Source organism: uncultured Roseibium sp. (genome assembly GCF_947494555.1).
Lineage (GTDB): Bacteria > Pseudomonadota > Alphaproteobacteria > Rhizobiales > Stappiaceae > Roseibium.
The window spans coordinates 492051-511390 of the sequence record NZ_CANLVF010000003.1 but is presented as its reverse complement, the minus strand read 5'-3'; the positions used below and the strand labels follow the sequence as shown (position 1 = coordinate 511390).

The 19340-nt window shown below is 57.9% G+C and carries 18 protein-coding genes; 10 read left to right on the top strand and 8 right to left on the bottom strand.

Features of this window, described 5'->3' with window-relative positions:
- Window positions 1-257 precede the first annotated feature (257 nt).
- On the top strand, window positions 258-1409 hold the full coding sequence (locus tag Q0915_RS17055) for a YeeE/YedE family protein (RefSeq protein WP_299475986.1): 1152 nt from the start codon (window positions 258-260) through the stop codon (window positions 1407-1409).
- Between the two features lie 106 nt (window positions 1410-1515).
- Window positions 1516-1995, top strand: coding sequence for a DUF302 domain-containing protein (locus Q0915_RS17050; RefSeq protein ID WP_299475984.1), 480 nt, complete (start codon window positions 1516-1518; stop codon window positions 1993-1995).
- Window positions 1996-2295: 300 nt separating this feature from the next.
- Here the strand turns inward: Q0915_RS17050 and Q0915_RS17045 are convergent, their stop codons facing one another.
- Window positions 2296-3057, bottom strand: a complete 762-nt coding sequence (locus tag Q0915_RS17045; protein WP_299475982.1) for an SDR family oxidoreductase — start codon at window positions 3055-3057, stop codon at window positions 2296-2298.
- A gap of 202 nt (window positions 3058-3259) precedes the next feature.
- Between Q0915_RS17045 and Q0915_RS17040 the strand changes: the two genes are divergently transcribed.
- From Q0915_RS17040 to Q0915_RS17020, 5 genes are all read left to right on the top strand, one after another.
- Entirely contained in the window at window positions 3260-4045 is a 786-nt protein-coding gene (locus tag Q0915_RS17040) for an ion transporter (protein ID WP_299475980.1), read from the top strand.
- Window positions 4046-4176: 131 nt separating this feature from the next.
- A complete protein-coding gene (locus Q0915_RS17035; protein WP_299475978.1) occupies window positions 4177-5028 on the top strand; it encodes a polyhydroxybutyrate depolymerase in 852 nt (283 codons plus the stop codon).
- A gap of 120 nt (window positions 5029-5148) precedes the next feature.
- Window positions 5149-6429 (top strand): CaiB/BaiF CoA-transferase family protein, encoded by a 1281-nt coding sequence (locus Q0915_RS17030; protein WP_299475976.1) that lies wholly within the window; start codon window positions 5149-5151, stop codon window positions 6427-6429.
- On the top strand, window positions 6426-8042 hold the full coding sequence (locus Q0915_RS17025) for a thiamine pyrophosphate-binding protein (RefSeq protein WP_299475975.1): 1617 nt from the start codon (window positions 6426-6428) through the stop codon (window positions 8040-8042). Before Q0915_RS17030 ends, Q0915_RS17025 begins: the two co-directional genes overlap by 4 nt.
- A gap of 73 nt (window positions 8043-8115) precedes the next feature.
- The gene (locus Q0915_RS17020; RefSeq protein ID WP_299475973.1) at window positions 8116-8463 is read left to right on the top strand and encodes a hypothetical protein; all 348 of its coding nucleotides are present in this window, start codon (window positions 8116-8118) and stop codon (window positions 8461-8463) included.
- 304 nt (window positions 8464-8767) lie between these two features.
- On the opposite strand, the gene Q0915_RS17015 is transcribed toward Q0915_RS17020, so the two are convergent.
- A complete protein-coding gene (locus Q0915_RS17015) occupies window positions 8768-9658 on the bottom strand; it encodes an SRPBCC family protein (protein ID WP_299475971.1) in 891 nt (296 codons plus the stop codon).
- Window positions 9659-9737: 79 nt separating this feature from the next.
- On the opposite strand from Q0915_RS17015, the gene Q0915_RS17010 reads away from it, so the two are divergent.
- On the top strand, window positions 9738-10574 hold the full coding sequence (locus Q0915_RS17010) for a helix-turn-helix transcriptional regulator (protein ID WP_299475969.1): 837 nt from the start codon (window positions 9738-9740) through the stop codon (window positions 10572-10574).
- Between the two features lie 45 nt (window positions 10575-10619).
- On the opposite strand, the gene Q0915_RS17005 is transcribed toward Q0915_RS17010, so the two are convergent.
- From Q0915_RS17005 to Q0915_RS16990, 4 genes are all read right to left on the bottom strand, one after another.
- The gene (locus tag Q0915_RS17005) at window positions 10620-11021 is read right to left on the bottom strand and encodes a RidA family protein (protein ID WP_299475967.1); all 402 of its coding nucleotides are present in this window, start codon (window positions 11019-11021) and stop codon (window positions 10620-10622) included.
- 292 nt (window positions 11022-11313) lie between these two features.
- A complete protein-coding gene (locus Q0915_RS17000; RefSeq protein ID WP_299475965.1) occupies window positions 11314-11925 on the bottom strand; it encodes a hypothetical protein in 612 nt (203 codons plus the stop codon).
- Window positions 11926-11955: 30 nt separating this feature from the next.
- Entirely contained in the window at window positions 11956-12621 is a 666-nt protein-coding gene (locus Q0915_RS16995) for a hypothetical protein (protein ID WP_299475963.1), read from the bottom strand.
- Between the two features lie 48 nt (window positions 12622-12669).
- On the bottom strand, window positions 12670-14061 hold the full coding sequence (locus Q0915_RS16990; protein WP_299475961.1) for an FAD-binding oxidoreductase: 1392 nt from the start codon (window positions 14059-14061) through the stop codon (window positions 12670-12672).
- Between the two features lie 164 nt (window positions 14062-14225).
- Here Q0915_RS16990 and Q0915_RS16985 point away from each other — a divergent pair, with 164 nt between their 5' ends.
- Window positions 14226-14960 carry a helix-turn-helix domain-containing protein gene (locus tag Q0915_RS16985; protein WP_299475959.1) on the top strand — a complete coding sequence of 245 codons (735 nt, stop codon included), beginning with the start codon at window positions 14226-14228 and terminating at the stop codon, window positions 14958-14960.
- A 15-nt stretch (window positions 14961-14975) separates the two neighbouring features.
- Here the strand turns inward: Q0915_RS16985 and Q0915_RS16980 are convergent, their stop codons facing one another.
- Together Q0915_RS16980 and Q0915_RS16975 are read right to left on the bottom strand one after the other, a co-directional pair.
- Entirely contained in the window at window positions 14976-17105 is a 2130-nt protein-coding gene (locus Q0915_RS16980) for a TRAP transporter permease (RefSeq protein WP_299475957.1), read from the bottom strand.
- Between the two features lie 83 nt (window positions 17106-17188).
- Entirely contained in the window at window positions 17189-18205 is a 1017-nt protein-coding gene (locus Q0915_RS16975; protein ID WP_299475955.1) for a TAXI family TRAP transporter solute-binding subunit, read from the bottom strand.
- Between the two features lie 282 nt (window positions 18206-18487).
- Here Q0915_RS16975 and panC point away from each other — a divergent pair, with 282 nt between their 5' ends.
- Window positions 18488-19339, top strand: coding sequence for a pantoate--beta-alanine ligase (gene panC / locus Q0915_RS16970; protein ID WP_299475953.1), 852 nt, complete (start codon window positions 18488-18490; stop codon window positions 19337-19339).
- Window position 19340 lies beyond the last annotated feature (1 nt).

Below are 19340 nucleotides of genomic sequence, written 5' to 3'. Positions count from 1 at the left end.
TTCCCAAGCTGACAGCTGCCGAGCGTCGCTTTCGTCAACGCAAACGGCAGCCGGCAGCCGAATGAATACTCACCGCTAAAAATCCGCAGCCTTCTTATGAACTGCAAAACACAAAAAGGTGTTGGCAATGTGTAGAGCAGTCACAGAGACTTGGATTGTGAAGATATTGCGTCTGATGCAAGGGTAAAGCCCAATATTTTGGCAGTATGAACACATCCGGTTTGCGGGATAACGTACGGAAAAGGGTACAGAATCTGATGGCCGTTACCATACCGAAGTCGCAGACTACAGTCGTTGTCGTCGCGGCCGGCATGCTTGCGTTGATCGCGACCGGCGCCTATGCCGAGGCCGGCCTGCGTCAGGCTGTCGCAGTTCTGATTGGAGGTGTTGCGGGGCTCTCGCTCTACCACGCCAGCTTCGGGTTTACTGCTGCCTGGCGTCGCATCGTGACGGAAAGGCGCGGTGCGGGTCTGCGCGCCCAGTTTGTTCTGATCCTCCTGACCAGCGCAATATCCTTCCCATTGATTGCCTGGGGTGCACAGTTCGGGTGGCCGACGGGCGGGTTTGTATTTCCCTTCGGTGTTGCAGCCGCGCTTGGCGCATTCATGTTCGGTGTCGGCATGCAGCTTGGCGGTGGCTGCGGTTCGGGTACCCTGTTCACGGCGGGTGGCGGCTCGACCCGCATGATGATCACGCTGGCAGCGTTCGTGCTCGGATCTGTCCTCGCGACGGCGCATCTTCATCTTTGGGGACAGTTACCAAAACTGCCCGCAGTGTCCCTTATCCGCGAATTTGGTCCCCATGGTGCCTTCCTGCTGACGGCCCTGGTCCTGGGCGCGTTTGCCCTTGCAACGATCCGGATCGAACGAAACGCGCATGGCGAGCTGGCGGCACCGGGCAGCACCGGATCGTTTGTGACGGGGCCCTGGTCTCCCATGTTGGGTGCCGTGATGCTGGCTTTGGTCGGCATTGCCACGTTCATCGTGGTGGGCCGCCCTTGGGGAATCACGTCTGCGTTCGCGCTCTGGGGAGGCAAGATTTTTCACGCGGTGGGCATACCGGTCGACACCTGGCCATACTGGACCTGGCAGCGCGGCGCGCTGGAAAATTCGGTCCTGCGCGACACCACCTCGGTGATGGATTTCGGCGTGATTCTGGGCGCAATGATCGCTGCCGCGCTTGCAGGCAGGTTCGCTCCCCTCTGGCGACTCAGCCGCCGCGACCTGCTGACGGCAATCGCCGGTGGCCTTTTGATGGGTTATGGGGCGCGGCTTGCCTATGGCTGCAACATCGGAGCCTATCTCGGCGGGCTTGTCTCTGGGTCTCTCCATGGCTGGCTGTGGCTGCTCTTCGGATTTGCCGGCAGCCTCTTCGGCACCCGTCTCAGGCTGCGTCTGGGAATGGGATAGCAGCCTCGAAACTAAGATCCGTGAAAACACCTTATTGTGAGACTTGCGTGAGTGCGCGCGCGATAAGTTGATTTTCTTCCACTGCTTGATCACGAGGAACAAGCGCATGCGCCACTTGCTGAGTTTCTTTTTTCTGATTTCACTCACTGCCGGGCCGGCATTTTCCGACAGTATCGCACCCAGGGAGGGCTGGCAGGTCGTCCCCACAACGAAGGCCTATCAGGCGCTCGTTGACGATCTAAAGGCGTCCATCAAGGCGGAAAAGATGCTTCTGGTCACGCAGGCGAGCGCGTCCGCCGGGGCCAAGGGCCGTGGCCTCACGATACCGGGCAATCGGGTGATGGGCGTTTACCGCAACGACTATGCGATCAGAATGCTTGAGGCGTCCGTTGCGGCGGGTATCGAAGCTCCGATCATATTCTACGTGACGGAAAACAGTAACGGCACCGCAACGCTCTCATGGAAGACGCCGAGCTTCGTTTTTGCACCATACATGGATGAAGGCGGGAAGGCGCTTGAAGAACTCGCCGCAGAACTCGATGGCGTCTTCCAAATCATCGCCGACAATGCTGTTGCATCACGGTAACACGCAGCACACATTCTGGTTTTCTTCCTGAGGATGAACAAAAAATAGCCTTGTGATGCCACAATTACGGAGCAACACTGTTTGTGTCGTCAACAACTGAAAGGAGGTGTGCCCATGTCTAATGAGTATCGGAACGTGGCCCGGAAGTCTGGGTGGAATGGAACGGTGCTGGAGCAGCCTCTGGTGTCGAACGGTTTCACTGGGATCTGATCCGGACTTGGGGTCCACGTCGATCTCATGGGAGGGCCGCACTTGCGGCCCTCTTTTGATTCCGGCTGCAAGACAAATGCAGTCTTTGCCTCAGACCAGGCCGACAGCCTTGCGAACGTCCTCATCGCGCAAGGAGCAGTCGATGCCGCGATAAGTGTCGCCGGCGTCCGTGCTGAGCCAGCAGATGGCTTCACCAACCCACTCGGCCGGTATATGAACGGACGGGTCAAGCTGACTGACCGGGTTGATTCCCGATGCCTTGATGTCCACCTGCATTTGGGTCGCAACGGTTCCGGGGCTTAGCCCGATGACGCGAATCCCCTTGTCACCGAATTCCTTTTCGCCGCATCGGGTGAGTGACAGGGCTGCCGCCTTGGAAGAGCAGTAGTGGCTCCATCCTTCCAGCGCACCGGTGGCCGCTCCCGAACTGATATTGATAATCGTGCCGGAGCCTTTTTGCAGCATATGCGGCACGGCAGCGCGAAGCCCGAAATAGACGCCTTTCACATTGACATCGATAACAGAACTCCAGGCCTCCGGATCTGAGACTTCGATCCTGGATATGGGCTCGATGATGCCGGCATTGTTGACCAGGATGTCGATCGTGCCGAATTTATCCAGACATGCCTGAATGGTCTTTTCAACGTCCTCGTATTTGGCGACATCGCAGGTGACCGCGATTGCCTGGCCACCGTTTCCGTTGATATCCGCCGCAATGCGCTCGACGTCGGTACCAGACCGCGCAGCAAGTACGACCTTGGCGCCATATTTCGCCAGGCTCCTGGCCGCAGCTTCGCCAATACCGCGACTGGCGCCGGTAATCAAAGCCACTTGTCCAGACAAATCAAACATATACTGTCCCTGAATTATTGAGGCCGGAGTGGCCTTTGTTGAACTTGGCGCAAACTTAGTGCGAGAAAGCAGGAGAATAAACAACTTGTTTGCAGCAACTTCGTGCAAGACTTACACGAATGCTTGAAAACGGTATTTTGATGATTTCGGGTTCAGTCTGCTGTCCTGTCCAGCAGAGCGAACGCATGACGAGGAATATATGATGGCGGAAGAAAAACCGGTCTTTCAAACTTTCCTCCGTCAGCTTTACTACGGCCATTCCACGCGGGCTCGCGTCTTCAGATTTGCTTTGTTGGCATTCGATCTGGTTACCATCGGTTACTTCATCGTTTCATCGGTGATGGATCCCGAACGGCACTTTCATACGCTTGACTATGCAATCGCCGTGATACTGGCGGTGGATTACCTGGCACGGCTTATCGCATCGGCAACGCCGACGCGTTATCTTCTGAGCTTCACATCGCTTGCCGATATCGTCGTGATCGTTTCGCTGCTTGTACCGGTCTTTTTCGAGAATTTCGCATTCCTGCGCGTCGTCAGAATGCTTCGTCTCTTGCGGTCCTATCATCTTTTGAAAGAGCTCCGCGAGGCGTCGAGCTGGTTCCGACGAAACGAGGACATCCTTCAGTCCGCCGTCAATCTGGTCGTCTTCATTTTCGTGGTCACGGCGATCGTTTTCGTGATCGAAGATGACCGGAACCCGAACATCAACAACTATCTCGACGCGCTCTATTTCACCGTAACGACGCTGACGACCACAGGCTTCGGCGATATCACGATGACCGACAGCATCGGCCGGCTGATGACGGTCCTGATCATGATTTTCGGTGTCGCACTGTTCTTGAGGCTGGTGCAGACGATCTTCCGGCCGTCAAAGGCTCAGATCGCCTGCCCCGACTGTGGCTTGAACCGGCACGACACGGATGCGATCCATTGCAAGCATTGCGGCCGGATGCTGAACATCCCGACTGAAGGCGCCTGGGACTAGGTTATCCCTATGCAAGCCCCCTCTCGCTGACTTGTGATAACGTCAAGCTGGACAAACGGGCTCCAAAAACCATTCTTTTCAGACAGTCTCTCAGACCGGAGAGGCGCGAAGGAATGCCACAGGAGCCGATCTTGATTTCTGAAAAGCTACCCTCTGCCGCATGCGTCGCCTTTCTGGCCTCGTCGCTACTGGCTGTTCCAACCCAGGCAAGTGAACTGCCCGCATGCGGCGGCGAAACGCCGTGCACGCTTGATAATGGCGAATATTACATTCACATGCCCGAAAACCGGGACGGTGACGCCCCGCTCGGCGCGATATTTTATCTTCACGGTCATCGCGGCAAGGCCGTCAATGCCATCCGGAACCAGGGCTTCCAACGCATGGCGGATGATCTGGGCGTGGCATTTGTCGCCGTTCAGGGCGTCAACGGCACATGGTCCTTTCCCACAGCCCCCCGCAACCTTCGCGACGAGCCGCTCTTTTTCGATAGTGTTTTGTCCGATCTTGAAAACCGGTTCGACATCGACAGGGACCGGACGATGCTTTCCGGCTTCTCGTCGGGCGGGTTCATGACCTGGTATATCGCATGCGAGAACTCCGGGCACTTTTCGGGATATGCGCCCATCGCCGGCGCCTTCTGGGAACCGCTCCCCGACACTTGTCCCGCTGATAATCCGTATCTCTTCCACGTTCACGGAACGAGCGACACTGTCGTCCCGCTCGCCGGACGCTGGCTGGGTGGAGGCCAATGGAAGCAAGGTGACGTTTTTGAAAGCTTTGATGTCTGGCGCCGCCAGAACGGGTTGGGCGAGGCACCTGCTGAAAAACTGACAGACGGCAACCTGGAATGCGAACGCTGGGCGCCGGAAGGCGGTCTCTTCGAGCTTTGTCTGCACACCGGAGGCCACAGCGTTGAAGCCAAGTGGATCAAGCGTGCCTGGAACGAGCTTGGCGAAATAAAGGGTTGGGATCGGAAAAGCTGAACCGTCACACAGCCTTAACGGGAATGTGAGGCAAGGTGTTGCGCGGGCGTTCCGGCTGCAGTTGACGGGAAGGTCGCTATATGCCCATTTCCCGACAAACTGTCAGTCAGTAGGTTTGACGTGTCTGAGCCCACCACACCACCCGGCGCATTGTCCGGTCTCGTCGTCCTCGATCTCTCCCGTATTCTGGCGGGACCGACCTGTTCGCAGATCCTCGGCGATCTCGGTGCGGAAGTCATAAAGATTGAACGGCCGGGTCGTGGTGACGATACCCGTGGCTGGGGTCCGCCCTTCCTGAAGGACGGCGACGGCAATGAAACGGCCGAAAGTGCGTACTACCTCTCGTCGAACAGGAACAAGTCCTCCGTCGCCATCGATCTTGCGAGCGCTGAAGGTCAGAAACTGATTTCGGATCTGGCTGCTAAAGCCGACATTCTCCTGGAAAATTTCAAGGTTGGCGACTTGCGGCGGAGAGGGCTCGACTACGAGAGCCTGAAATCCGCCAATCCGCGCCTGATCTATTGCTCCGTGTCCGGCTTTGGCCAGACCGGGCCTTACGCGCACCGTGCCGGCTATGATTTCCTGATCCAGGGCATGGGCGGCATCATGTCGTTGACCGGTTTTCCGGACGATGAGGGGGGTACCGAAACCAAATGCGGCGTCGGCATCGCGGATGTCATGTGCGGAATGTACGCGACCGTGTCGATCCTGGCAGCGCTCAATCACCGGCATGAGACCGGCGAGGGCCAGTATATCGACATATCGCTTCTGGATGCCCAGGTTGCCTGGCTGATCAATCAGGGCGTTGCTCATCTCGTGTCGGGCGACGTGCCCGGACGGCTTGGCAACGGGCATCCGACAATTGTGCCCTACGAAACCTTTCCGGCGAGCGACCAGTCCTTCATCATTGCTGTTGGAAACGACGCCCAGTTTCGCAGATTTTGCGAAATCGCGGGAACGCCTGAACTGGCGGATGATCCGCTCTATGCCAGGAATGCCGACCGGGTCCGAAATCGCAAACAGCTGATCCCGATCATCCGGCGGCTGACGATCGAACGGTCCGCCAGCGACTGGATCGCCGTCCTGGAGGAAGCCGGAGTGCCGTGCGGACCGGTCAACGACCTCGGTCAGGTGTTTTCCGATCCTCAGATCCTGGAGCGGAATATGCGCATCACGCTGCCGCATCCGCTTAGCGGATCGGTGGATCTGATCGGGTCTCCCATCAATCTGGATAAGACGCCGGTCAAATACGCCAAGGCGCCTCCCATGCTGGGAGCTGACACGGCGAACGTGCTACAGCGGCATCTCGGTTTGAGCGACGCGACGCTGAAAGACCTCTCCGACCGGGGCATTCTCGACCTCGGCAAAGCACAGAAGAACAAGGAACACTCCGCCAAATGACAACCGGCGCAGACATCATTGCCGGCAAGCTTTTTGCTGCCGGCTGCCGCCACGCCTTCGGCATTCCCGGAGGCGAGGTTCTGGCCCTCATGCAATCTCTCAATCAGGCCGGTATGAACTTCGTGCTCGTCAAGCATGAAAACGCCGGTGGTTTCATGGCCGAGGGAGGCTGGCATGCGGATGGTGCACCGGGCGTGCTTCTGGCAACGATCGGGCCGGGCGCAGCCAATGCCATCAATGTGGTTGCGAACGCCTGGCAGGATCGGGTTCCACTGATTTTCCTGACGGGATGCGTCGATCAGGGCGAGGCCGAAAGTTACACGCACCAGGTTTTCGATCACCAGCAACTGCTTCGCCCGATCGTGAAGGCAAGCTTCTCGGCCCGGCTCGGGGCGCTTGACGTCGTGATGGAAAAGGCGCTTGCGATTGCCCTTGACGGTCAACCGGGTCCGGTTCACATCGATGTCCCGATCAAGGTTGCGGAAGGAGAAACGGACGAGGCCTGGTCGAAGACATTCCGCTCATTCCCGGTTGCGACTGCACCAGCCAAGGGATCGGATCTTGAGACAGCTCTTGCGCTCTTTGCCAAGGCGGAGCGGCCGATTGCGATCGCCGGGGTCGATGCTGTCAACGAAGGTGCGTCTGAAGCGATCAGTGCCTTTTGTAAAAAGTTCGGGATCCCGCTGGTCACAAGCTACAAGGGCAAGGGGCTTCTCGATGAAAACCACCCGCTTGCTCTGGGAGGGGCTGGCCTCTCCCCGAAGGCAGACGGTCACCTGCTGCCGCTGATAAACAAGAGCGACTGCATTCTTCTTCTGGGGTACGACCCGATCGAGATGCGCATCAACTGGCGCAATCCCTGGGACGCAGACGCGCCGGTTATCGATGTAACGCCGGTTCTGCGAACCCACGGCATGCACGGCGTGTCTGCGACTTTGCGCAGCGCAGTTGCCCCGGTTCTGGATATCCTGGGTGATGCGAGGGACGTCAATCGGGCGAGCTGGGAGGACAAGGAACCGGAAACTGTCCGCAGGGATCTCGACGAAGCGTTTGCACCGGAAGGCGAAGGCTGGGGTCCGGGAACGGTCTTCCATACCTTGCGCAAGGTGATGCCGGCCAACACGGTTGCGACGGCGGACAGTGGCGCGCACCGTATCCTGGTCAGCCAGATCTGGCGCTGCCCGCTGCCCCGGCAGATGCTGCAGTCTTCCGCCCTCTGCACCATGGGATGTGCGGTGCCACTTGCCATGGGTCACCGGCTGGTGGACGGCGAGGCCCCCGTCATTGCATTCGTTGGCGATGCGGGGCTCGAAATGTGTCTGGGCGAATTGTCGACGCTTCGAGACCTGAAGATCCCTGTCATCATCTGCGTCCTTGTCGATACAAGCCTTGCGCTGATCGAACTGAAGCAGCGTGGCAGCCAACGCCCGAATGTCGGCGTCGACTTCGGCGAGACCGACTTTCCCGCCGTTGCGCGCGCCTATGGCGGCCACGGCGTATGGATCGACAATGCCGGTGACCTGAAACAGGAAGCACAAGCCGCCCTGGACCGAAATGGCTTCACGGTGCTTGCCTGCCGGATTTCGCGCCGCGCATATGACGGGACTTTTTAGGTTACGGAAAAAGACGCTAAATCTTTGTTTTGGCCAAAGACTGAAACGTAACTTGAGTTGGAGGCATACTGCTTTGTTAGACTACAAGAATTTGCCTCCTGTTGCGGGTGAAAACTCGAGAGAATATTGTCGTCGGCTAGAAAGTATCGGGCACGAAGAAGCTTTTATTAGGAAGGCTTTGCGTTTTCATTTTGGAATGGAAACGTTCGAGTTTCCCAGCTTTTTCGACGATTTCGAATTGGCCCGCTTTCGACATATCGCATTGATCCGTCAGTTGTCTCCGAACCGGACCGATTATTCGATGATAAAAAAGATTTCCGGAAATTTGGGAGTATCTCAGGAGCACGCAAAACTGTGGTTTGAAAAGTTTCGCGAAAAAGAAGAAGTCTTGGACCCTGGTGAGCATACGCTTGATCAATGATTGCCAATCGCCAACTCGAGTCGTAATTGACCGAGTTTTGATCGGTGTGTTTGTTCTAGTCGGCGCAAGAGTTTAGACGACAGCAAACTGCTCAATCATCTGTCGCCTAGGGAAACTCATGGTGGGACGGCTGTTCCTACGATCATGATAAGAAACTCGGTATGCACAGCTATTGTACGTCGAGTCGGCTGTTGGGCGCAGGTGGCACATCATTCTTGAATTACCTGAGCACCACGTCCGTGCGTATTTATCGTGCCAGCGGTGCTGTCACTGCACCTGCTGGCGGTAAGCTTTGTGCGGCGTGTCAGGCTCTTGCCTCGCGCTCCATCCGCGCCGCCCAGGCATCTGCCAGGTCCGCAAGCACCTTTTTGAATTGACGTTTTGCTGCTGCCTTGAACAGCGTTCTTGTCAGGAAGTTGCCTTTTGGCGTTGCTTCAATATCGATCGTGAATTTGGACCCTTCTTCCATCGGCACGACCGACCACTCACCGTGGAGTTTCGAAATCGGGTAGGGATAGTCGTCGGCTTCCGTGTGAATGCGAAAACCGAAGGCGTGTCCTTCGTCGAACAGATCGCATGTTTCGAGCCAGTTTTCGCCCTTCAGACCGTAACACCTGCGCTGCATGCCTTCACCGTTTCCTGCAACGATCTCAACCTTGGAAATATTGTCGGCTACGTCCGCATATCGTGGATGGTCCGTCATGACTTTCCAGACGACATCTTTTGGGGCCGCGACTGTGCGGCTCACGCTTGCGAGGAGTTTCTCTCCCGCCGAGCGGACGGATGCCTGGCTGAGTGGCGCCACGATCCTTTGAGCTCCAAAATATTGACCGAGTGCAAACACCGCAACGAAAACGGCGACAGCGACAATTGCTGCAACACCGAAACCTGAAAAAAGCTGGTTGGCGAATATCAGCAGAGCACCGCTGCCCAGAACCCAGCCGAGATCAAGCGCGCTGATAAACAGCACTTGACCCTTCGTGACAAAGCGGTCTGTCGCCATCAGTATCAGATCCAGCGCGAATACGATCAGACCGGCACCAAGAATGCGCAAGACGAGTGACTGCCACCCGGCCGGCTCAAGGAAGATCAACTCGGCTGCGAAGGCAGGAGCGAAAACCAGATCAATGCCGATCAGGAGCGAAAAAGCGGCGTTCAATCCCAGGAAAAGGCGGGCGTTTCGTGAAGTGTCCATGATGTTGTCTCGCAAGTCGGTTGACGATCGCGGACATCCCTGCACCTGACGGCCGATGCATTCAATTACCTCGGAGGTAATGGACCTCGGCGCAGATATCAGTCAGGAAAAGGACATGACCTACAATCCGAACATAGAAGATCCCGCGTTTCCGGGTTTCCTGAAAAACTGGCGCCAGCGGCGAAGGCTCTCTCAGTTGGAACTCTCGTTGCAGTCAGGCCTGTCGCAACGCCATATCAGTTTCCTGGAAACCGGCCGCTCCAATCCGAGCCGGTTTGCGATCGTTCAGCTCGCCGAAGCGCTGGAGATGCCGGCGGCTGAAGTGGATGCCATGCTGCTCTCGGCGGGTTTCGCTGCGCTGTCTTCCCGCAAGGGCTGGGACGGTGCTGTCCAAAAGGCTGTCGAGGCTTCGATCGACCATGTCCTGAAGGGGCATGAGCCCTATCCGGCGGTTTCGATTGACCGGATCTGGAACCTCTTGAAGGCGAATGACGCAGCACAACGGTTTTTCGCCCTCGCCGGGGCAAGAGGGGAGACCAACATCCTGCGCGAGATCCTGTCACCCGGGCCGGTGCGTGACTGCATTCTCAACTGGAACGACACGGCGCGCGCGCTCCTGCGTCTCCTGGAGCTTGAGGTCGCGCGAAGGCCGCATGACCAGGAGGCGCGGCACCTGTTGGATAAGCTGAAATCACTGGATGGGGTCGGCGATCTGCTGAGCCATCCAAGTTCAGATGCGAGCGCGCCCGTTCTCACCATCCGGTTCCGGATCGAAGACGCGGAGCTCGATTTGTTTTCCCTGATTGCCACGATCGGCATGAGCGCGGACGCGACGCTGGACGATGTGCGCGTAGAGACGCTACTGCCCGCGAACGATGCGACGCGTACCTGGTTTCAGGATCGGTTTATGCAGTGAGTGTCGTTCAGGCGCGAGACCTGAACGACATCCGGTCTAAAGGACTTACGGAAGGACAGCCGTTCCTTCGATCTCGACGAGAAACTCCGGCAAAGCCAGGGACTGCACGCCAAGCCACGTGTTCGGCGCGGGCGTCACATCGCCCCAGAATTCCCCTAGTGCCATGCCGACCGGCTCCAGCTTGTCCGGTGAGTGGTTCACGACATAGGTCCGGATACGGACAAGATGTTCAGGACCAAGGCCCTGATCGGCCAACACCGCCTTGAGGTTCGCAAGGCACTGGCGCGCCTGGGCATTGAGGTCGTCGCCTCCGACCAGTTTGCAGTCATTGTCCCAGGCAACCTGTCCTGCAAGATGCAATAGCCTGCCCGGTTCCGAAACGGCTGCGTGGGAAAACCCCCACTGAACGCTATTGTACAAGCTGTCGGGATTAATGCGGTCGGACATGGAAACCTCTCCAAAATCAAAAGAGGGCAGCGCAGTGCTGCCTCGGATCGTCGTCGCCGGCTTCAAGTGCCCGCTCAGGGCGTTGATTTCGCAAAGCAGCGGGCGCGGTTTTCGGCTGCGGCGCCAATCACCTTAGCGGTCAGGAAGTCCGCGGTCAGCATGTTGAACCGCATAGCGCGATTTTGTGATCCGCATGAAAGCAAGATTTTTGAAGAACTCGAATGCGTGAGAGCATTTTCAGCGAGATGATGGCGGTGCGGCGGCGAAACAAACTTCGCCGCCGCGCCGAGACTCAGGCCGCTGTCATTGCAGCAGATCTTGTGTTCTTCCCGGTCCTGGCGAATCTGAAGCCGAGGAGGCCTGCGACGGAACCTGCAAGGAGGAAACCTGCAGCCGGCAAGGGGACTGGTGTTGTTGGTGTCGTGACAGCGTCGAACTCGACCACTCGAACCTGACGCAAGACACCGACATTGCCGATGTGTTCCGTGCCGAAAAGCGACAGGGAAGAAACGTCAAATGATCCTGCAAGACCTGTAATATCAACGAAGCCGCTGCGGGGCACCCTCGCCGGGTCGCCAGGTCCAAGCACGCCGGGAAGAAAATCCGAAAGACTTACCTGGATCCCGATCGTCGGATCAAGCGCCGAACCGTTCGCATTGAAGGTTGTGAAAAGCAACGGATTGAAACTTTCATCGAGGATACGGATGCCCACTGCGTCGCCACCTCCGAACAGGTCGGCTGAGGCAAGCCTGAGCAAATACGAGGTTGGCTCCAGTTCCGTTGCTCCGAATGTCGGAAACGTGTAGCTGCCTCGGATAGTATCGCCCGACGTGACCGTGATCGCGTGGGCGGTACTTGATTGAACCGCGAGAATGACGGCGGCGGCAAACAGGTACTTAAACATCTGAAATACTCCTTTTCTTGAAAACATCGGCTAGTTTCCCTTGGACACCCGCGCCGGAAATATGGCGTCCTGGATAAGGCGGCACGCGTTTGGCCCTGCAGTTCCGTCGGCTTTTGCCGTGTCGGGGAATGGTGGTGGCAGGCTGTCGTCTGAGCAGCCACCGCGATAGCTGGTGAGCATCGAGGCCGCGATGTCGGGAATGAGAGGCCCGTGGTCGTTAAGAACCAGATGGATCTCTGTGGTCCCAGGCGCATCGAATGTCTGATCGAACCAGCCGCCTGGGACATCACCGGCCGAGAGATAGGCGGCAAAGTTGGCAGTGCCATCAGGACCGTTGACGGTGCCGTCCGCATAGACAATCTGCGTGCCGACTTCGGCAGCGCGCCCGATGACGTCTTCTGCGGTGCAAGGGGTCGCCGAACAGTTTTCCGGACGTGTCATGATCACCCACCAGGCCGTTGTGACGTTGCCCGGGACAAGTTCTGATGTCTTCAGGGTCATGGCTGCGCCGTGATCGGTTCTGGAGAGCCTGGCCTCCGATCCGTCGATATGTTTTGCCGGCTTGTCTTCCGTTGCCATATGTTCGACCGGCGCTGAAATCATCGCGTCGTCCGATGCGAGTGATGCAGTCCCGAAGCAGGAAGCACAGGTGCCGGCGAGGAATAACTGGCGGAAAAATGTTAAGCGAATAGACATCGAAATTTCCTTTCTGTAGCGGGCTATTTTGAGATGGATGGCTCGTGCCTATGCGATCTCCGCGGCACGGTCGGGGGCAATGTTCTGGTTAAATCGGAAGAGGTTATGCGGATCATACTTGCGTTTGATCGCTGCCAGCCGGTCGAGATTGCCTTGATACGCGGAAGGTGCTTGCCCATCGCTCTCGGCTATAAAATTCACGTAAGACCCGGGAACAGCATGGTCTGAAATGCGATCGGAAACAGATGCCAGCCACGCGACCATAGCCTCATCATTGGCCGGGTCGTGCCAGCGTGCGCCCGGTGTCGACATGAACGGAATGTGACGGTGGGGAAATGCGGTTGCATCGGCACCGATGTCGGCAACGGCTCCGCCGAGCTGGCAGATCAGGATTTCAGATTCGGGCGTCGGCAAGGTTTGAGCCAGCTCGATCAGGGTGTCGATCAGCTCCGGCGTAAGTGCGTGATGATTATGTGTCCGCCAATAGTTCCTCGCACCGGCCACATAGGCTGGATCGAGAAAGCTCTGAGCTTCTGTGTACGCACGCGGTGTCAGCGCGCTTCCAACAGGTTCCACGCCGCCATAGAGAGATTTCAGGACAGCGTATCCCGCTTCCGGCGGCCCGGCGTATGACTGCATCAGGGTCAGGACCGTGGTCCCGTGACTTTCTTCAGGCAGAACGGGCGCCGGCGGCGCTGTCATCAGGTTGGCCCAGACGCAGGCCTCGCGCGGCAGCGATGGTGCGTGCTCCGCGTAAGCGTTCAGGACCGCACGCGCATCCTTCAAATCGAAAAAAGTCGGGCCGAAAAGAACAGCCGGTCCGACCGGGTGAAGCCTGAACGTGAACTCGGTCACGATGCCAAAGTTTCCGCTGCCACCCCGGATGGCCCAAAAAAGATCGGCATGTTCATCAGCTGAGCAGATTGCGACGGTACCGTCGGCCAGAACGAGCGTGGCGGATAACACGTTGTCGACTGCCAGCCCATGCAGGCGCGCGAGCCACCCGAACCCGCCTCCAAGTGTCAGCCCGGCAACGCCGGTCGAGGAAACAACACCACCGGGAGCCGCCAGTCCCTCTGCTTGTGCGGCGGCATCGAATTGCGCCCAGGTGGCCCCGCCGCCCACCTGAGCGACCCGGTTGGCTGCATCGATCCGGATCTGGTCCAATCCCGACATGTCGATCATCAGCGCACCGTCGGCGACCGCCGACCCGGCAATGTTGTGCCCTCCACCCTTGACGCAAACATTCAGTCCGCGTCCGGCGGCTGTCCGGATCGTCTCGCTGACATCGGCAACATCTTTGACCTTCACCACTGCGATCGGTTTACGGTCGATGTAACCGTTCCAGACCTGCCGTCTCTCGTCGAATTCGGGGTTCCCTGGGAACACGGCATTCGCGCCGAGACGCGTTGCCAGAAAGTTCTGGAGAGTGTCTGTCATCTCGCTGTCCGCCTTCCGCTGGTTGTCATCCTGGCTGTCAGCGTGACGTGAATTTTGAAGCCAAAAAACTCACGAATATGCAGTAACTACAGATTCCGGAGTTGTTCGATTTCTGGCAGCGCCGTACTCTTTCCTCTATCGCTATTGGACCTGAGGAGTGCCGGATGCCGTACAAAGGGTATGGACAGTACTGCCCGCTTGCCTTGGCGGCGGAAGTTCTCTGCGAACGCTGGACCTTGCTGGTCATCAGCCGCGTGATCGACGGGTGTACGCGCTTCAACGAGATTCATCGTGGCGTGCCGAAGATCTCTGCGACTTTGCTGAGCCAGCGATTATCGAGCCTGGAACATGCGGGACTGATCACACGCCGCGCTCTCGATAACGGACGCGGCTTCGCTTATGAGCTGACGGAGGCCGGGCGCGACCTGGATCCCATCATCATGAACCTGGCGGTCTGGGGCCAAAAGTGGTCGCGCGACATGGAGACGGAGGATCTTGATCCAGCTTTCCTGGCTTGGAGCATGCACACCAGACTGAATGTCGACGCCATGCCCGAACAGCGGATCGTGATGGAATTCGCTTTTTCTGGAACGCACAAGGGCTTCAGCCGTTTCTGGCTCGTGGTTGAAGGCGGCAATGTCGACATGTGCCTGAAATACCCCGGGCTCGAAGTGGACCTCACGATAAGTTCGGACATTCGCCGTTTCGTGGAATCCTGGAGAGGCATGCGAGACCTGCGTAGCGAAATCGCCAACGGCCACCTGAACGTTGTCGGGCAGGAAAAATACCGCAGAGCCTTGCCGGACTGGCTGATGCTGAGCGCCCTGTCGCAGTTCCCGAGACAAACCGGCACCGAAGCGGAAATCGACTGCACAGACGATATCGCCAAGGCAGGCTAGGGTGGCAAGGCCTCTCTAAGCCGTATTAGAGACGGGTCGGGTATCGCGCCTCGACTTGAGCCAGATCCCTGCGCCCAGAAGGATACCGACAATATCCGAGCGCCAGTCGCCTGAGATCATGCACAGTGCTGCTGCCAGGAGCAGAACCCGCCAGATTGGGGAAAGCGGTCCCATGAGATAAGCCTGAACAGCTCCTGAAAGGAGATAGACGCCGATGATTGCCGTTACCGCGTTGCGTATAATCTCCAGCCAGCTTGCTTCCAGCAGCAGGCCGGGGCTGTAAAAGAACATGTATGGGACGATGAAGGCGGCAAGGCCGACCCGGAAGGCGGTCACCGAGGTGCGCATCGGCTCCGACCCGGCGATGGCGGCGCCCGCATAGGCGGCGAGCGCGACCGGCGGTGTGATCGCCGAGACGACCGCGAAATAGAACACGAAAAAATGTGCCACGAGCGGAGCAATGCCGAGTTCGATCAGTCCGGGCGCGACGACGGACGCCGCGACGGCGTAGGCTGCTGTTGTCGGCATGCCCATTCCCAGAATGATCGAAATGATCATCGCGAAAATGAGTGCAAGCAGCTTGCTGGTTTCGGCAAGTTCAAACAGCAGCGATGAGAACCGCGCGCCGACACCGGTCAGGGAAATCACGCCGACAATGATCCCGGCCGTCGCGCAGACGGTGATGATCTGGATCGACATCTGGGACGCATTGCGCAGCGCTTCGATGATCTCGCGAATTCCCATGCGAAACGGCGTAAGCCAGCTCACGACCGCTGCCGAGGCAATGGCGAGTGTCCCGGCCCGGATGACCGAGTACCCCAGGAAGAGCGAGCCGACCAGAATGATGATGGGGAGGAACAGGAATGCCTGTTTTGCCAGGTTCCTGAATTTAGGCACTTCCTCGTTGGTCATGCCGCGCATGCCAAGTCGGCGTGCCTCAAAGTCGACCATGAAGTAGATCGACACGAAGTAAAGCACCGCGGGGATCAGCGCGGCGACAACGAGCTCGGTGTAGGGGATGCCGGTGATTTCGGCCATGATGAACGCACCGGCACCCATGATCGGCGGCATGATCTGCCCGCCGGTGGAGGCAGCAGCCTCGATCGCACCTGCTGATTGGGGCCGATAGCCGACGCGTTTCATCAGTGGGATGGTCAGCGAGCCCGTCGAGACCACATTTCCGGCCGAAGTGCCGTTGATCATGCCCATCAGACCGGAGGCAAAGACCGCGACTTTCGCCGGCCCGCCGCGGGCACGGCCCGCTGTTGCAAAAGCAAGATTGACAAAATAGTCGCCGACCTTCGAGCTTTGCAGGAAGGCTGCGAAGATGATGAACAGGATGATGTAGGTCGACGAGACCGCTGTCGTTGGTCCGAGAATGCCGTTGTCGGTAAAAATGTAACTGAAGAAGCGCTTGGCACCATAGCCGCGATGCTCCAGAAATCCGGGAAGCCAGGGTCCGAGAAAGGCATAGCCCACGAACACCGTTGCAATGACGACGAGCGCAAGACCGGCAACGCGCCGGGTTAGTTCGAGCATGAGTGCGACGGCAACGAACGCGGCCCATGCATTTTGCGGATCGGCAAAGGGCGTACCGGCCCGAAGTCTCAGGTTCAGTGCATCCAGGCTTAGGGCGATAAAGCCCGTTGAAGCGAGGCTTGCGACCAATAGCACCCAGTCGGTTGGCGCGACATAGCCCTCCTTGCCGCGCAAAAACCAGCCCGAAACGATGGCAAGTGTTGTTCCGGCCGCAAGCGAAATCCCGAAATAGGCAAAGACAGCATCAGGGTTTTCGACCTTGCCGGTCGTCCAGTACTGGTTGAGGCCGAATGCAACCAGCCCGAACGCATACAAAACCGGGATACCGGCAATGATTGCGATCAGCCGTTCAAGCCGCTCGTTCCGCGAACGCCTGTCATCGCCGACAAGCAGGATGCCCGTCAGACCGAAACCGAGAACCAGGGCTCCCGCGATATGAAGAATGCGAAAGAGCCAGGTTTCAAGCGGTGCGATATTCAGACTGTATAAATGCCATGCCGCGTAAAAGACGCACAGGAAACCGAACGCCAGGCCCTGCCAGCCCCGAAGGCCGTTGGTGCTGCCCTGATCGACATCTGCATCATTCGGGCCTGAGGGTTCGGACATGACAATGTTCTCAACGACAGGGCTTACCCCGAGCTGCTGATGACAGCCCGGGGCGTATATTGAGGATAATCTGGCTTAATTTACTAGCCACCGAGAGCCGGATCGATCTCGAATCCGTTTTCCTTGAACCACTTTACGGCACCGGGATGCCACGGGATGAAAGCGTTCTTGTCGTAGTTCTCCGGAAGCGTTTCGATCGCCGCCTTGTGAATGTCGAGCATCTTCGGATTATTACTCATGACCGTGTCAACGACCGCATAGACAAAATCCTCCGGCAGATCCGCGCGTGCGATGGCAAAGTTCCACATGGATACGCTTGCATGATCTTCCGATTGAGACGGATAGGTGCCGGCCGGGATCGTGAAGAGCGACACCGGATGATTTTCGGCGATCATTTTGGCTTGCTCTTCTGTCATGCCGAAGAAATTGACGTCCGCTTGGGCTTCCACCTGCGAAAATGCCGGAAACGGTACGCCGGCCGCCCAGGTGTAAACATCGATCAGGCCGTCCTGCAGCTGACCGGCGAGATCGGCTGCACCACCGTGTTGAGCTTCGACGTTTTTGCCAAAGGTCTCGAAGAAGCGGGGCCAGTACGTTCCGGGTGTGCCTCCAACAGGACCGAAGCCGATCGTCGCGCCGTCCGGTATATCGTCGAGACTTTCAATACCGGAACTTTTCAGTGTCATCACGTGAAACGCGGTTTTGTACATCGGGAAGATGGCCCGGATATTGTCGTGTTTCAGACCGGGTGCCAGAGCGCTTTCGCCATTGATCGCGTCAAAGGCGGGGCCCATCGTGACCATGCCGAAATCAAGATCGCCCGTCTGGACAAGGGCTGCATTTTGAACCGGTCCGGCCGTAACTTCCGCACCGCCTGGAATACCGAGTTCGTCGGCGACCATATTGGTCCAGCCGGAACCGTAAACGAAATAGGTGCCTCCTTGGCTTGCTGTCCCGACGGAAAAGCTGGAAGGCCAGTTGCTCCGGTCTTCGGCAAAAGCTGCGGGAGCCATCAGGCCGAATGTGAGCAAAGCGGCGATTGCAGATGGCGCATTCTTAGAGAAAACGTTCAATAAACCTGTTGCGTTGTTCAAAGCCATTGAATTCCTCCTCAGATCAAAGCGGCGAACATTATGTTCGCGCAGGGTGTTCCACTCGCATGTCCAGCGATTTTTCGTTTCTTTGTCAGAAGACATCGGGCGCAAGCACCGGGAATCAAGAAGTTGTGCCGATAACATTTTGGAAAGCACACGGTCCGGGCGCACCGGACGGGAATGGAATGCTCTCCGGACGGGCTACTGGACCTTCCTGGGTGCACCGCATATGTTGCACCTGCGAAATAGAGGCGGCTAGGGCGGGAACCGGGCGCCTGGGAGGACAAAATGATAATCTGCCGGACAAAGGCGGAGATACGGAACACCGTCCGGACATGGAAGAAGGCGGGAGAAACGGTGGCCCTGGTGCCGACCATGGGTTACCTGCATGAGGGCCATCTTTGCCTGGTCCGCGCTGCAGCGCGGAAGGCGGACCGGGCCGTCGCAAGTATATTCGTCAACCCGACTCAATTCGGACCTGGTGAAGATCTCTCATCTTATCCGCGTGACGAGAAAAGGGACCTGAGCCTCCTCGAGGCGGAAGGTATCCATGCGGTGTTTCTGCCGAGCGTTGAGGAAATGTACGCATCTGCTGGCGATACCCATGTCGAAGTTCCAAGCCTTTCGGGGATCCTGCAGGGTGCGCTGCGACTGGGTCACTTTCGTGGCGTTTCAACGGTCGTGACCAAGCTGTTCAATATCGTCACGCCTGACTTTGCCGTTTTCGGAGAAAAGGACTATCAGCAGCTGACACTGATCCGTCAGATGGTGCGTGACCTTGATATGCCGCTGGAGATCATCGCTCATCCGACCGTTCGCGAAGCCGACGGCCTGGCCATGTCCTCGCGCAACGTGCGGCTGTCCAATGACCAAAGGGCTGAAGCCACTGTGCTGAACCGCGCACTCGACAGGGCAGAGGCGTTGGCTGCAGCGGGGTCTTCAGTCCAAGAGATAGACGCCGCCGTCAGGTCTTGTCTCGCGGAAGCACCCTCAGCCGAGGTGAAAAGTGTCGATATCCGGGACGCCGAAACACTGGCTGAGTGTTCCAGTCCCTTCGATCGTCCCTCTGTGGTCCTGCTCGCGGTTCGCTTCGGAACCGTTCTCCTGATAGATCAGCGCGTTATTGCGCCGCAAACCTGAC

Bases quoted from the DNA above. Each gene is read 5' to 3' on its own strand.
- Q0915_RS17055 (WP_299475986.1), top strand. From the start codon at position 258: ATGGCCGTTACCATACCGAAGTCGCAGACTACAGTCGTTGTCGTCGCG.
- Q0915_RS17050 (WP_299475984.1), top strand. From the start codon at position 1,516: ATGCGCCACTTGCTGAGTTTCTTTTTTCTGATTTCACTCACTGCCGGG.
- Q0915_RS17045 (WP_299475982.1), bottom strand. From the start codon at position 3,057: ATGTTTGATTTGTCTGGACAAGTGGCTTTGATTACCGGCGCCAGTCGC.
- Q0915_RS17040 (WP_299475980.1), top strand. From the start codon at position 3,260: ATGGCGGAAGAAAAACCGGTCTTTCAAACTTTCCTCCGTCAGCTTTAC.
- Q0915_RS17025 (WP_299475975.1), top strand. From the start codon at position 6,426: ATGACAACCGGCGCAGACATCATTGCCGGCAAGCTTTTTGCTGCCGGC.
- Q0915_RS17015 (WP_299475971.1), bottom strand. From the start codon at position 9,658: ATGGACACTTCACGAAACGCCCGCCTTTTCCTGGGATTGAACGCCGCT.
- Q0915_RS17010 (WP_299475969.1), top strand. From the start codon at position 9,738: ATGGACCTCGGCGCAGATATCAGTCAGGAAAAGGACATGACCTACAAT.
- Q0915_RS17005 (WP_299475967.1), bottom strand. From the start codon at position 11,021: ATGTCCGACCGCATTAATCCCGACAGCTTGTACAATAGCGTTCAGTGG.
- Q0915_RS17000 (WP_299475965.1), bottom strand. From the start codon at position 11,925: ATGTTTAAGTACCTGTTTGCCGCCGCCGTCATTCTCGCGGTTCAATCA.
- Q0915_RS16995 (WP_299475963.1), bottom strand. From the start codon at position 12,621: ATGTCTATTCGCTTAACATTTTTCCGCCAGTTATTCCTCGCCGGCACC.
- Q0915_RS16990 (WP_299475961.1), bottom strand. From the start codon at position 14,061: ATGACAGACACTCTCCAGAACTTTCTGGCAACGCGTCTCGGCGCGAAT.
- Q0915_RS16985 (WP_299475959.1), top strand. From the start codon at position 14,226: ATGCCGTACAAAGGGTATGGACAGTACTGCCCGCTTGCCTTGGCGGCG.
- Q0915_RS16980 (WP_299475957.1), bottom strand. From the start codon at position 17,105: ATGTCCGAACCCTCAGGCCCGAATGATGCAGATGTCGATCAGGGCAGC.
- Q0915_RS16975 (WP_299475955.1), bottom strand. From the start codon at position 18,205: ATGGCTTTGAACAACGCAACAGGTTTATTGAACGTTTTCTCTAAGAAT.
- panC (WP_299475953.1), top strand. From the start codon at position 18,488: ATGATAATCTGCCGGACAAAGGCGGAGATACGGAACACCGTCCGGACA.